Annotated in this window: 12 protein-coding genes and 3 pseudogenes; 9 read left to right on the top strand and 6 right to left on the bottom strand. The window is 61.0% G+C overall.

From position 1 onward, the window contains the following. Positions 1-10: 10 nt before the first annotated feature. Together HMPREF1257_RS06850 and HMPREF1257_RS06845 are read left to right on the top strand one after the other, a co-directional pair. Complete coding sequence (locus HMPREF1257_RS06850) at positions 11-1,207, top strand: HNH endonuclease signature motif containing protein (RefSeq protein WP_023024767.1); 1,197 nt, start codon at positions 11-13, stop codon at positions 1,205-1,207. 28 nt (positions 1,208-1,235) lie between these two features. Further along, positions 1,236-1,817, top strand: coding sequence for an LURP-one-related/scramblase family protein (locus HMPREF1257_RS06845; protein WP_034659439.1), 582 nt, complete (start codon positions 1,236-1,238; stop codon positions 1,815-1,817). A gap of 289 nt (positions 1,818-2,106) precedes the next feature. Here HMPREF1257_RS06845 and HMPREF1257_RS12650 read toward each other — a convergent pair whose 3' ends face one another. The 5 genes and pseudogenes from HMPREF1257_RS12650 to HMPREF1257_RS06830 form a co-directional block, all read right to left on the bottom strand. After that, a complete protein-coding gene (locus HMPREF1257_RS12650; protein ID WP_023024762.1) occupies positions 2,107-2,601 on the bottom strand; it encodes an IS3 family transposase in 495 nt (164 codons plus the stop codon). Between the two features lie 25 nt (positions 2,602-2,626). Then, positions 2,627-3,013, bottom strand: coding sequence for an IS3 family transposase (locus HMPREF1257_RS12645; RefSeq protein WP_369707598.1), 387 nt, complete (start codon positions 3,011-3,013; stop codon positions 2,627-2,629). 178 nt (positions 3,014-3,191) lie between these two features. Next, positions 3,192-3,390, bottom strand: a pseudogene (locus HMPREF1257_RS12640) (hypothetical protein). A 72-nt stretch (positions 3,391-3,462) separates the two neighbouring features. After that, positions 3,463-4,944 carry a multicopper oxidase family protein gene (locus HMPREF1257_RS06835; protein WP_023024760.1) on the bottom strand — a complete coding sequence of 494 codons (1,482 nt, stop codon included), beginning with the start codon at positions 4,942-4,944 and terminating at the stop codon, positions 3,463-3,465. Positions 4,945-5,015: 71 nt separating this feature from the next. Then, positions 5,016-5,591 carry a CueP family metal-binding protein gene (locus HMPREF1257_RS06830; RefSeq protein WP_023024759.1) on the bottom strand — a complete coding sequence of 192 codons (576 nt, stop codon included), beginning with the start codon at positions 5,589-5,591 and terminating at the stop codon, positions 5,016-5,018. A 404-nt stretch (positions 5,592-5,995) separates the two neighbouring features. Between HMPREF1257_RS06830 and HMPREF1257_RS06825 the strand changes: the two genes are divergently transcribed. The 7 genes and pseudogenes from HMPREF1257_RS06825 to HMPREF1257_RS12635 all read left to right on the top strand — a co-directional run bounded on the left by HMPREF1257_RS06825 (position 5,996) and on the right by HMPREF1257_RS12635 (position 12,397). Continuing rightward, positions 5,996-6,718 (top strand): response regulator transcription factor, encoded by a 723-nt coding sequence (locus tag HMPREF1257_RS06825; RefSeq protein WP_003859491.1) that lies wholly within the window; start codon positions 5,996-5,998, stop codon positions 6,716-6,718. Then, on the top strand, positions 6,715-7,842 hold the full coding sequence (locus HMPREF1257_RS06820; RefSeq protein WP_023024757.1) for a cell wall metabolism sensor histidine kinase WalK: 1,128 nt from the start codon (positions 6,715-6,717) through the stop codon (positions 7,840-7,842). Before HMPREF1257_RS06825 ends, HMPREF1257_RS06820 begins: the two co-directional genes overlap by 4 nt. A 113-nt stretch (positions 7,843-7,955) precedes the next feature. After that, positions 7,956-8,282 carry a heavy-metal-associated domain-containing protein gene (locus tag HMPREF1257_RS06815; RefSeq protein ID WP_023024756.1) on the top strand — a complete coding sequence of 109 codons (327 nt, stop codon included), beginning with the start codon at positions 7,956-7,958 and terminating at the stop codon, positions 8,280-8,282. A 51-nt stretch (positions 8,283-8,333) separates the two neighbouring features. After that, positions 8,334-10,568, top strand: a complete 2,235-nt coding sequence (locus HMPREF1257_RS06810; protein ID WP_023024754.1) for a copper-translocating P-type ATPase — start codon at positions 8,334-8,336, stop codon at positions 10,566-10,568. A gap of 47 nt (positions 10,569-10,615) precedes the next feature. After that, on the top strand, positions 10,616-11,230 hold the full coding sequence (locus HMPREF1257_RS06805) for a YdhK family protein (protein WP_005276111.1): 615 nt from the start codon (positions 10,616-10,618) through the stop codon (positions 11,228-11,230). 267 nt (positions 11,231-11,497) lie between these two features. Beyond that, positions 11,498-12,209 (top strand): annotated as a pseudogene (locus HMPREF1257_RS06800) (IS6 family transposase). 65 nt (positions 12,210-12,274) lie between these two features. Then, positions 12,275-12,397, top strand: coding sequence for a VOC family protein (locus tag HMPREF1257_RS12635; RefSeq protein ID WP_367317637.1), 123 nt, complete (start codon positions 12,275-12,277; stop codon positions 12,395-12,397). 99 nt (positions 12,398-12,496) lie between these two features. Here the strand turns inward: HMPREF1257_RS12635 and HMPREF1257_RS06795 are convergent. Beyond that, positions 12,497-12,688, bottom strand: a pseudogene (locus HMPREF1257_RS06795) (IS256 family transposase); the annotation flags it as partial.

Genomic DNA, 12,688 nt, shown 5'->3' with positions numbered 1-12,688 from the left:
TTTAGGCGACATGGAAGATCCCTACTTTTCCACGACCAATACCAAAGACCCCACTACACGCTTAGCTTTTGAAATGCGGAAGGCTGAATATGAGTTCTGGACCGAACAGATCCCCGATCTCGATTCTGATTTCGAATTAGTCACCCAATCCCTCTACCGCACCACCGGAGTTAATGAAGGGCGAATCGGCCATATCCTGATGGCCTTGTATCGCCTGGAAGAGCTCCCGCAGCTGAAAGAGTTGCAACACGAGCTCTATCACTTAGATTTAGACCGCCTCATTGCCATCAATAAATCCCTTAACCGCCTGGGCAACCCGACCCCGGAGGTAGTCGCGCGCATCGATGAGCAGCTCACCGCCTACCTCACCCCCACCCGCGCCAACCAGGCCATGCGGACGCAAGCGCAGATTAAAAGGAAGATTAACGAGCTCATCAACCTCGAAGATGACACCCTCGCGGTCAAGAAAGGGCCAACGCAGCCGCGCTACACCATGGAGAATTGGGGAAACAATACCGCGGCGATGACGCTGAGCGCGGATCCGTCGGTGATGGCGTGCGTCGATAAGTGCATCAAGGAGACTGCGCTCAAGCTGGATTGCTCGCTTGCCGATGCCGCCATTTCCCTCCTCACCGGCAATACCGAAGCACCCCAGGTCATCCTGAATGCCTACAAGGCAACCGATGTTCCCAACTCCCCTGCGTTCATTGAATCCGTTGGGTGGCTCGACCCAGCGCGCTCCAACGCGATGCCCTACTCCAAGATCCGGGAAATGAACCCGGATAAGGAGGTTAAGGGATACGTAACCCCGCCAGATATGGCAGCCTACCTCGAAGGCTTCGACGGCACCTGCCGCTACCCTGGCTGCAACCGCCCTGCCACGGTGTGCCAGAAGGATCACCGCATCAACCACGCGGATGGCGGGCCGACGACTCCCGCAAACCTTGCCTGCCTGTGCCAGCACCACCACAACATAAAGACCGATGGCCGGGCCTTCTACGTCATGGATCCGCACACCCGGGACATAATTTGGCTCTTCGAAGACGGTACCTGGACCGTCACCGAACCCTCCGGCCCGCTGGCGGAAAAGAATAAGAATTGGGTGCAGACTTTTGCACAGACCATGACCGCCCACCGCGCACGGGCCTACGAAGAGGCCCACGAAGCACAAGAAGAAGCAAAAACCACCCCTAGGGAGGAGGATTAAAAACGCCGGCTGCCATACATTGGCAGGCATGATGCAAAACTTATTTACGCTCGACGAGCTGGTTATTTCCCAAACCAAGTCCCTCCTCAAAGATCGATTCATGATTTCTGATGTCAACGGGACCCCAGTGGGCACCATTGTGCAATCCACCAGCCTTAAGGAGATGGTGTTTAAACCCTCCCGCAGCTTGGAGGTCGCGCTCACGGATGCCGAAGGCAACCCCCAACAAACAGTCATGACAATCTCGGATCCGGCGAATTTTTTGCGGGATACCTACGAAGTACACCTACCGGGAATTGAACAGCCCATGGCCGTTATCACCAAGCGCTTCTCCATGTTCAAAACGAAGATGGAATTAACAATGGAGGGCTTTGCCGACGTCGAAGTGCACGGCGATTTCTGGGATTGGAACCTCACCATCACCTCCCAGGATCGCCAGCTTGCCGATGTCTCCAATAAATGGACCGGCATAGGCAACTACTTCATGGGCAAAAACACGTATCTTCTACGGATCGCGCCACACCTCAACGAGCAACAGCACGCCGCTGTCATCGGCGCCGTAATGAGCATGGATATGCTGCGCACGAAGAAAAAGAAAAACAGCAAATAGGTGCGCACATGGGCATCATTGCAAACGGTGTTTCAGGACCGGTCCTACTGTGAGCACGGAGGTTCCAATTCCGGATACGACAAGTGCCGCTGCTGGGCCTATGGCGCTCACGACAGGCGCCCCGATGATGTACCCGATAAGCATTGCAGAGCTATTTATCGATCCCATCGTAGAAAGGGCTTTGGGCTTAACCCCATCAGGTACGGTTCCAACAACGATGATTCGCAGTGCAGCCACCTGAACGGCATTGCATACTCCGCCAAGGAATGAAGTGCCCCGAGTTTTCTTCCTAGGCATTTGCCTTGATTTCCATTATTCCCTGTGGCGGGGTCTTCTTCCAAAATTCGGTTTCCACCTCGACCGGGGTTCGGTATCCCAAGCTTTGGTGGAGTCTATCTTCGTTCCACCATGACACCCACTCGAACGTCGCGATTTCTACCTCGACAACGTCATTCCACCTGCGGGTATGAATCAACTCGTTCTTGTAGGAGCCGTTAACGTTTTCAGCCAGAGCATTATCATAGGAGTCACCAACAGTGCCGGTGGAAGCTGTAATGCCGTGCTGGGTAAGTCGCTCGTTGTAGACAACGCTGACGTACTGCGATCCGTGATCCGAATGATGAATGAGACCTGTTGTTTCCCTCGCGCTCACAATCGCTTGGTTGAGAGCTTGCAGCGGCAAAGCTTCGGTCCGCATCGAATCTGACAGCGCCCACCCGACGATCCGTCGGGAGTAAACGTCGGTGACAAACGCGGCATACACAAAGCCTTTCTTCGTGCGCACATATGTAGTGTCAGCCACCCACAATTTATTTTAGGCCTTGAGCTTTGAATTCACGCTCGACCAAGTCCGGGCGCAGATCAGGCACGTTAGCTTTTCGGGTTGTAATCGGTGATCCACCTTTGCCTTTGCCAGAAACACCAGCCAGGCGCATCAGCCGAGCGGTTTGTTCACGACCGATATCGATTCCGTCACGGTGAAGCGCATGCCACATTTTCCGCACGCCGTAAACACCGTAATTATCTCTATGAACAGCACTAATGCGTTCAACCAACGCAGCATCGCGAAGTCGACGAGCACTTAACCCACGGGCCTTGGACTGGCGATACCCACGCGAGGTGATAAACCCACCAGCCCGGTTATTTTTCAACGCCAGTGCAGATGAACTCGACAGAGAAATAATTCCGGTTTTCATCGATGAACCGGATCATTTCTTAACGTTTCGGGTCGAGTCATGAGGCGAAAAAGCCAAGGCAGCCTTCAACAACTCATTAGTATCGCGTAGCTCTTGATTTTCACGACGTAGCCTCGCGTTTTCGGCAGCCAAATCTTCAGGCACAGGTTCTGGGATGCTCCCCGCACGCCGGGCAGGCTTAAGTCCATTGACGAGCCGTGTGCCATGAAACCCCCAGCTTTGGAGCTACTGCCTGGCACGCAGCTTGCATCGACATATTTTCTGCCAAGATGCGGTCCTCTACAAGACGGACCACACGGTCCTTTGCATCCTGGTCAAATTTTCTCGGCATGTTCCAGATTTTCCCATCTACTCAAACGGAACAAAACCTGGGACACTTCACACCAACGCCGTGTCCACTACTCGGGGGACACCCCCGCCCACCTCGGCACTCAACCCTGCTGTGGGGGTTACTCGTAGCGAAGCGAGCTGAACATCCCGGTTTCCAGGTGATAGGCGTTATGGCAGTGAAATGCCCACTCACCGGGGTTGTCAGCGATCAGGTCGGCGATCATGGTTTCACCGTGGCGGAGAAGGACGGTGTCCTTGCGTAGCCCGCCGCTGCCGGGCAGCGCCCACGTGTGGCCGTGGATGTGCATGGGATGGGGCATCATGGTTCTGTTGCGCATGATCATCCGCAGGCGCTGGCCCTCCTGCACGGTCGCGGAGGAGGATTGGCCGTCGGTGAGAATGCTCCATTCATACGGCATCATCTGCCCGCCCAGGTCGATACTGACTTCTCGGTCTGGTGTGTCCTCGGGCAGGAGTGCACGGTCTGCTGGCTTCAGGGAGGACAGAAGCAGTCCGGTGGACGACAACTCGGGGAAGTCGACATCGGGGTGGGGGGCCTGGCCGCCGGCGGTGCGGATGACGGCGAAGGCGCGGTCGTCCTTACCCACCGCCAAAGCCGTGAGCGGGAAGATGCCGTCGCCGAGGATGACCTCGACGTCGACACGCTCGCCCATCGACAGGTAGATCGATTCGGTCTCCCGAGGCTGGACGGGGAAGCCGTCGGTGTGGGTGACGGTCATGCGGTGACCACCGAGGGCCACCTTGAAGATGGTGTCACCGCCGGAGTTGATAAACCGCAGGCGGGCCTTGTCGCCCGGGCGAGCCTCGAAGGTCCGGTGAGCACGGGGGATACGTCCGTTGATGAGGTAGTGCGGATACATCACATCGCCGGCATCCCCGCCCAGTACCCGGTCCGGGGTGCCGTGCATCATCTGGCCGTGACCTCCCATTCCCTTCTTCCCGTTATGGTCGCCTGAACCCATTCCGGTGAGCTTGTCGAGCTCATCGTCGGGAGTGCCCTGAATGCCATCGACCCAGTCGTCGAGCACGATGGTCCACTCGACGTCCTGGTCCTCAGCGTCTTGCGGGTCACGGACGATCAGTGGGGCGTGGAGGCCGCGATCAAGCTGCAGGCCGGAGTGGGAATGGTAGAAGTAGGTGCCACTGTGGGGGACTTCAAAAACATAGGAGAAAGACTCGCCAGGTTCAATGGGGTCCTGGGTCATGCCGGGCACACCGTCGGCTGCGTTGTGGAGTGCGATACCATGCCAGTGGATGGAGGTGCTCTCAGGCAGTTCATTGGTGATATCGACCTGGAGGACGTCGCCGGCGGTGGCCTCAATGGCCGCATCCCCGGTGTCAGAGACGTATCCCCACGTCTTGGCTTCGATGCCGCCGATATCCAGAGAGAGGGGCCGGGCGGTCAGTGTCCGGCGCACCGTCGGCTCACCGAGCGCAGTGGGGGTGGGAGTGGGGCGAAGAGAGGAACCTGGTGCCGAGGCAGCGGGTCCAGGGTCGCTGGTGCAGGCGGCCACGGCCCCGGTGCCGGCAAGGACGAGCCCGCCGAGCAGAAACTGTCGTCGGGAAAATCCGTTCATCATGATTTAACCTTCCTTGGTGTTAGATTTCAGTGACACGGGAGACAGGCGCAGGTGAGGACCCTGCTGAGCCATCACGTCAGGTGCAGGTCTGTGACACAGGTGGCACCATCGTCGGCGGTGGAAAACTCCGCGGTGCCGGTACGCCCCTGGTAGCTGACCTCAATCAGGCCGGTGGCATCATCGGGAAGCCAGAAGCCAATAAACCCGTTGTCGAAGGTGGTTGTCGCCTCGTCCACCAGCACCTCACCGGTCGCCTCATCGGTGATCGTGACCTGGATATCCTCATTGTCGAGTTCCCCCAGGCAGGTCGTGAGGCTGTGGTAGAAGCAGTCGTGGGTGGAGGTGAGATAGGGCGCGATCGAGACATACGTCTGATTGTCGGGAAGATCGACCACGACTTCCTGGTCATCGCTCGAGAGCAGCAGTTCATCGGCACGCACTGAAGCGATCAGATCCGTGGGACGCTCAGTGACCTTCTGCCGGTCGAGGTGATCAATGATCTCCACCGCGTCCATGGCGGCCAGGCCATGGGTAGTCAGGAATGTATCCCGGGACACCGTCCCGTCGGCGGTGGGTTCCGGGTCGGCGGCCGAACACCCCGTGAGGGCGAGGGCAAGGGCGGCGGCTGCGATCGCTGCTCGTTTCACGTCAATCTCCTTGGATCGTGGTAAGACCGTGAGAAGACACCGCCTCAAGGTCGATGTCATACCTTTATCTAGCACGGGTGCCTGACGGACTAGAAATCAAAAGCCCTGCTCACAGCCTTATAACAGGGCGAAAAGGGGGTGGATTCGGTGGGCTGGGTCACCACCGGGACACCACCCCACAGCCGTGGGCGATGTCCTTCTACCCGCCCCGGGTATGCGGTGCAGGCAGTGAAATCCCTGGTGGCGCCTGCTGAACCGACCAGGGGAGGCGATGCCGCCGGCCCGGGGTGGGGCACAAGGGTGACGGCAGTCGAAGGGTGATGTTTGAAGATTTGATGAAGATTGCCCCGCCGGGCACTGAGCGAGGGTGGTATTCCCCCCTGACCGGAGCAATACTGGGGCCTATGGCTGACCGCACACCGACCACCGCCACGCCCCCGGGGCGGGTGCTGGTCGTCGATGATGAACAACCCCTGGCTCAGATGGTGGCCTCCTACCTCATCAGGGCCGGCTTCGATACCCGCCAGGCTCACACCGGCACCCAGGCCGTGGACGAGGCTCGTCGCTTTTCCCCTGATGTTGTGGTGCTGGATCTGGGGCTGCCCGAACTCGACGGCCTGGAGGTGTGCCGACGGATCCGCACCTTCTCGGACTGCTACATCCTCATGCTCACCGCGCGTGGCAGCGAGGACGACAAGATCAGCGGTTTGACCTTGGGGGCGGATGACTACATCACCAAACCTTTTAGCATCCGGGAACTGGTGACCCGGGTGCATGCGGTGCTGCGCCGCCCGCGCACCAGCACCACCCCACCGCAGGTGACCACCCCCTTGATCGTTGGTGACCTCATCCTTGACCCCGTCGCCCATCAGGTGCGGGTGGGGGAGACGACCGTGGAGCTCACCCGCACGGAGTTCGAGCTGCTGGTTGCCCTGGCCCTGCGGCCCGGCCAGGTGCTGACCCGCCACGACCTGGTCACCGAGGTCTGGGACACCACCTGGGTCGGTGATGAACGCATCGTCGATGTCCACATCGGCAACTTGCGTCGCAAGCTCGGCACCGACACCCGGGGCCGGGGGTTTATCGACACCGTGCGTGGCGTGGGCTACCGGGTGGGGCAGCCATGAATCACGGACCCGGCCTGACCTTCCGCTTCCTGGCCGCCCAGGTGTTGGTCGTGGTGATTAGCCTGCTGGTGGCCGCGGCCGTGGCCACGATGGTGGGTCCGACCCTGTTCCATGATCATATGTTGATGACCGGCCGGGAGGACCCCTCGCTGGAGCTGTTCCATGCCGAGCAGGCCTACCGGGGCGCCAACCTGATCACCCTGGCCGTCGCCCTGCCCACCGCCTTGATCAGCGCCCTGCTGGCCAGCCTGTGGTTATCGCGTCGTCTGCGCACCCCCCTGCAGGATCTCACCCGCGCCGCTACCAGCCTGACGGCCGGCAACTCCCGTATCCGCGTGCCCGCCGGAAAAGCAGGCCCCGAGGTCACCACCCTGGCGCATGCCTTCAACACCATGGCCGATCGGCTGGAACACACCGAACAGGTCCGCCGCCAGATGCTCTCTGATCTGGCCCACGAAATGGGCACCCCCTTATCGGTGCTCACGGTCTACCTCGATGGTCTCCAGGACGGGGTCGTGGACTGGAATAATGCCACCCACACGATCATGGCTGACCAACTCACCCGCCTGACCCGGTTGATGGAAGACATCGACGATGTCTCCCGGGCCCAGGAACACCGGATCGATTTGGACCTGGTGGAGGAAGGGCTCGGGGATCTGCTCCATACCGCCGCTGCTGCCGCGGGGGAAGCTTATGCTGACAAAGGCGTCGATTTACAGGTCGAGACCATTACGGACACCGCCCGGGTGCTCGTGGACCGGCAACGCTTCGGCCAGGTGATGAGCAATCTCCTTTCGAACGCGCTACGACACACCCCGGCCGGCGGGCAGGTCCGGATCAGCGTCCACCGGCAGGGGGCGTCCACCGCACTCATCCACGTCGCCGATGACGGCGAGGGCATCCCGCCTGACCAGCTCAGATACATCTTCGAACGCTTCTACCGGGGGGATGCCGCCCGCAGCCGGGACGACGGCGGGGCCGGTATCGGTCTGACCATCTCCAAGGCATTGATCGAGGCCCACGGCGGCACTCTCACCGCCACCTCCCCCGGACCCGGTCGCGGAGCGGTGTTTGCCCTCCGCCTCCCGCTGTCCCCTCCCGACAGTGAGGAGGCTGCTCGGTGACCACACCCTGCCCCGCGTGAGAGCCCGCCCTCCACCCATTGAAAATATACCCCTGGGGGGTATATGCTAGAGAGTGGCATCGCCGCATCCCACCGACTCGTAGGAGCTTTCCCATGATCCCCTCCCCGCCCCGCCTCTTGCCGATGGCCTCCCACGGCTGCAGCTGTTGCGGACCTGCCTCACGTGCCGACACCGCCTCCATCCCTGCCGCCAGCGACTCGGCAGCAGGAGGGTCCTCCCCTAGCTACCAGGTCACCGGCCTGACCTGCGGGCACTGCGCGAAAAGCGTGACCCAGGCCCTTCAGGCCCTCCCCCAGGTCGACGACGTCCAGATTGATCTCGCTGCTGGTGGAGTTTCCACCGTCACGGTCACCGGTGTCGTACCTCCGGAGATGGTTCGCCGGACCATCGAGGAGGCTGGCTACACCGTCTTATCCTGATCAGTTTTACCCATCATCTCGACCCCGACCGGGTTGAGCGAAAGGAACGTCATGAGCACTCCCCACCATTCGGGTGATCACCATGGTGATCACCCCGCTCCGGAAACAGACCACACCCACCACCCGGATCATGCCAGCCACGAACACCACGCAGATGCCGACACCCACGGCCAGGCAATGCCCCACGATCACCCGCATTCCGCCCCGGACGAAGACCACCACGTTCATGGTCACGGCGAACACGCCGGACACAGCACCGCAATGTTTCGGGACCGCTTCTGGTGGTCGCTGATTCTGTCCATTCCCGTCGTTATTTTCAGCCCCATGGTCGCCCACCTGCTCAGCTACCACCTCCCGGCATTCCCCGGATCCACCTGGATCCCCCCGGTGCTGGGCACGATCATCTTCGTCTACGGCGGAACGCCTTTCCTCAAGGGCGGATGGAAAGAACTGAAATCCCGCCAACCCGGGATGATGCTCCTGATCGCCATGGCCATCACCGTGGCGTTTGTCGCCTCCTGGGTCACCACTCTGGGGCTGGGCGGTTTCGACCTGGACTTCTGGTGGGAGCTGGCCCTGCTGGTGACCATCATGCTGCTGGGCCACTGGCTGGAGATGTCCGCTCTCGGGGCCGCGTCCTCCGCACTTGACGCACTGGCCGCCCTGTTGCCGGATGAGGCCGAGAAAGTCATCGACGGGACCACCCACACCGTGGCCATCTCCGAGCTGGTCGTCGACGACGTCGTGCTGGTGAGGGCCGGTGCCCGGGTGCCGGCCGACGGAACCATCCTCGACGGAGCCGCCGAATTCGATGAGGCGATGATCACCGGCGAATCCCGTCCCGTCTTCCGCGACACCGGTGACAAGGTGGTCGCCGGTACCGTGGCCACCGACAACACCGTCCGCATCCGGGTGGAGGCTACCGGCGGGGACACCGCCCTGGCCGGGATCCAACGCATGGTTGCCGACGCCCAGGAGTCCTCCTCCCGGGCCCAGGCCCTGGCGGATCGGGCGGCGGCGTTGTTGTTCTGGTTCGCGCTGATCTCCGCTCTGATCACCGCGGTGGTGTGGACCATCATCGGCAGCCCGGACGATGCCGTGGTGCGCACGGTTACGGTGCTGGTCATCGCCTGTCCGCACGCCCTGGGCCTGGCGATTCCGCTGGTCATTGCGATCTCCAGCGAGCGGGCCGCGAAATCCGGGGTGCTCATCAAGGACCGGATGGCGCTCGAGCGGATGCGCACCATCGACGTGGTGCTCTTCGACAAAACCGGCACCCTGACCGAGGGTGCGCACGCGGTCACCGGTGTCGCGGCAGCTGTCGGCGTCACCGAGGACGAGCTACTGGCCCTGGCCGCCGCTGCGGAGGCCGACAGCGAGCACCCCGTGGCCCGCGCCATCGTGGCGGCCGCAGCCGCCCATCCCGAGGCCTCCCGTCGGCAAATCCGTGCAACTGGTTTCAACGCCGCCTCCGGCCGGGGAGTCCGGGCCACTGTCGATGGCGCTGAGATCCTCGTGGGCGGGCCGAACATGCTGCGCGAGTTCAACCTCACCACCCCGGCCGAGCTCACCGACACCACCAGTGCCTGGACCGGGCGTGGGGCCGGTGTGCTCCATATTGTCCGCGACGGTCAGATCATCGGTGCGGTGGCCGTCGAGGACAAGATCCGCCCCGAATCCCGCGCCGCTGTGAAAGCCCTGCAGGAACGCGGGGTGAAGGTCGCGATGATCACCGGCGACGCGCAACAGGTGGCCCAGGCGGTTGGTCAGGACCTAGGCATTGATGAGGTCTTCGCCGAGGTCCTGCCCCAGGACAAAGACACCAAGGTCACGCAGCTGCAGGACCGGGGTTTGAGCGTGGCCATGGTCGGTGACGGTGTCAATGACGCCCCCGCTCTGACCCGCGCGGACGTCGGTATCGCCATCGGTGCCGGCACGGATGTGGCCATGGAATCTGCCGGGGTGGTTCTAGCCAGTGATGACCCGCGGGCAGTGCTGTCGATGATTGAGCTGTCCCAGACCAGCTACCGCAAGATGATCCAGAACCTGATCTGGGCCTCTGGCTACAACATCCTCGCCGTGCCGCTGGCCGCCGGAGTGCTCGCCTCGATCGGGTTCGTGCTGTCCCCGGCCGTGGGCGCGATCTTGATGTCTGCCTCGACCATCGTGGTGGCCCTGAACGCCCAGCTGTTGCGCCGCATTGATCTGGAGCCGGCTCACCTGGCTCCGACCGACGGGAAGGAGGAACACAGTGGGTCGATATCCCCCGTAACCGTTACTGACTGACCTTGTCTCTCGACCCCTAACTCACACCACCTTTGAAAGGAACGCTCATGAAACGCAGCATTACCCTCGCCGCCTTGGTACTGACCTCCACCCTGGCGCTGACCGCCTGCAGCGACGCCACCGACAACTCCGACGATGCCGACACCACCAGCACCACGACGGCAACCGCAGAGACCAACGAGACCCACCAGGAAGACACCACCACTGCCGACGAAGAGCACGGCGGGCACGACCACCCTGCCGACGGCGGGGCACCGCCGGCAGGCATTGAAGAGGCCGAGGATCCCACGTACCCTGTGGGCACCGAGGTCATCCTCACCGCTGACCACATGCCCGGCATGGACGGGGCCACCGCCACCATTTCCGGGGCGTTTGACACCACGACCTATTCGGTCAGCTACACCCCCGCCGAGGGTGGAGCCCCGGTTACCGACCACCGCTGGGTCGTCCATGAGGAGCTCGTCGATCCGGGTCAGGCCCCCCTGCCCGACGGGGCGAGCGTTGTCCTGGATGCCGAGCACATGTCCGGCATGAAGGGTGCTGAAGCCACCATCGATTACTCCACCGAGGAGACGGTCTACATGGTTGATCTCACCGTCGACGGGATGACGATGACCAACCACAAGTGGGTCACCGAGAGCGAGATCCAACCCGCCGAATAGTCCACCCACCCTGAACCGCGAGACCAGACAAGGCACCCGCTCCAGAGTCGGTCATCAATCGCTGCCGACCATGCCGCAGCACACCAGCCACACACGGAACCTGCACGCCCACAGGGCCCACGCTGAGGTAGACCTTCTGTGTCACTGCTTCTCTTAGTCAGGGAAATATGCCCTGGAATTACCCTGGTGACAGGAGTTCATTCCAGGGCTTTGGGTGCTGTTGCAAAGTTGGGGCAGTAGGAAGAGCGACGTGAACTAATCACAGCCATGGGTATTTTCTCGGGTCGTCATTTCCCCCGTGACATTACTCTGTGGGCAGTGCGGTGGTACTGCCGCTACGGGGTGAGCTACCGCGATCTGGAGGAAATGATGACTTCAGCGGGGTGTGCCGGTTGATCACACCAGGATCTACCGCTGGGTCTAGAAATACGCGCCTGAGCTGGACAAGCAAACACGGTGGTACCGACAGGTACCTGACTGGCAAGCTAGTTCCTGGCGGGTGGATGAGACCTATATCCGGGTCGGCGGCAGGTGGTGCTACCTCTATCGGGCGATCACCGCCGGTGACCAGACCTTGGAGTTTTACCTCTCTTCGAATCGGAACGTGGCCGCAGCGAAGCGTTTCCTGGCCAAGGCCCTCAGATCCAATGCGTCAGCCGGGTATCCCAGAGTGATCAACACCGATAAATCACCCTCCCTAGCCAGGGCAATCGCCGAGTTGAAGTCAGAGGGAATCTGCCCGCCAACAGTGGAACACCGGCAGGTGAAATACCTCAACAACATCCTGGAAGGCGACCATGGTCGGCTGAAGCGGATCCTCGGGCCGAAAGGCGCGTTTAAGAACCGGACATCTGCATATCGGACGTTGAAAGGGATGGAGGCGATGCACTCATTGCGGAAAGGGCAAGGCACGATGTTTACCTACGGGCAACCGAACCCGGACGCGGTGATCGTCAACCGGGTCTTCGAGACGGCCTAACAACGCCCACACGCAGCGGCCATCAGGGAATGAGAAACTGAGTCTTCGCTGCTCTCCGCCCAACTTTGCAACAGCACCAATCAAAAGGAGTCCAAATTGTGCAGCCACCCTACGATGACGTCTTCGGCCGCACCTTCGTAGTTGCCGACCCTGATGGAAACCTGTTCCGCGTCAGCCCAGTCGTTTAATTCTTAAATTGGGATTCAACAACTAGGAAATCCTCCAACAGCCCAAGGAAAACATCTCAGTTGGAGAGCGTGTCAAGTTGTTTGTGTGTGGGGCTAGGTTTATAGGTATTTGTCGAAGCGGGCGGGAAAGGCTACGGCCATTTGGTTGATGGCTTGTTTCCAGCCGGAAACTCGGGCTCCTTCCACGAGCCTGCTGGCGGTAGCCGAGGCTCGTTTGCCTTGTTTCGCTCTCTTTGCGGCTCGTTTGTCTTCAATGTTGCAGATCATCAACCACAGCGTCTTGAGCGCGGA

Origin of the sequence: Corynebacterium sp. KPL1814 (assembly GCF_000478175.1) — a bacterium.
Lineage (GTDB): Bacteria > Actinomycetota > Actinomycetes > Mycobacteriales > Mycobacteriaceae > Corynebacterium.
The sequence above is the reverse complement of the archived record's forward strand: the minus strand, read 5'-3'. Positions and strand labels throughout refer to the sequence as shown.

Excerpts from the sequence above, each read along its gene's own strand:
- HMPREF1257_RS06850 (WP_023024767.1), top strand. The coding sequence starts at position 11 with ATGGAAGATCCCTACTTTTCCACGACCAATACCAAAGACCCCACTACA.
- HMPREF1257_RS06845 (WP_034659439.1), top strand. The coding sequence starts at position 1,236 with ATGATGCAAAACTTATTTACGCTCGACGAGCTGGTTATTTCCCAAACC.
- HMPREF1257_RS12645 (WP_369707598.1), bottom strand. The coding sequence starts at position 3,013 with ATGAAAACCGGAATTATTTCTCTGTCGAGTTCATCTGCACTGGCGTTG.
- HMPREF1257_RS06835 (WP_023024760.1), bottom strand. The coding sequence starts at position 4,944 with ATGATGAACGGATTTTCCCGACGACAGTTTCTGCTCGGCGGGCTCGTC.
- HMPREF1257_RS06825 (WP_003859491.1), top strand. The coding sequence starts at position 5,996 with ATGGCTGACCGCACACCGACCACCGCCACGCCCCCGGGGCGGGTGCTG.
- HMPREF1257_RS06820 (WP_023024757.1), top strand. The coding sequence starts at position 6,715 with ATGAATCACGGACCCGGCCTGACCTTCCGCTTCCTGGCCGCCCAGGTG.
- HMPREF1257_RS06815 (WP_023024756.1), top strand. The coding sequence starts at position 7,956 with ATGATCCCCTCCCCGCCCCGCCTCTTGCCGATGGCCTCCCACGGCTGC.
- HMPREF1257_RS06810 (WP_023024754.1), top strand. The coding sequence starts at position 8,334 with ATGAGCACTCCCCACCATTCGGGTGATCACCATGGTGATCACCCCGCT.
- HMPREF1257_RS06805 (WP_005276111.1), top strand. The coding sequence starts at position 10,616 with ATGAAACGCAGCATTACCCTCGCCGCCTTGGTACTGACCTCCACCCTG.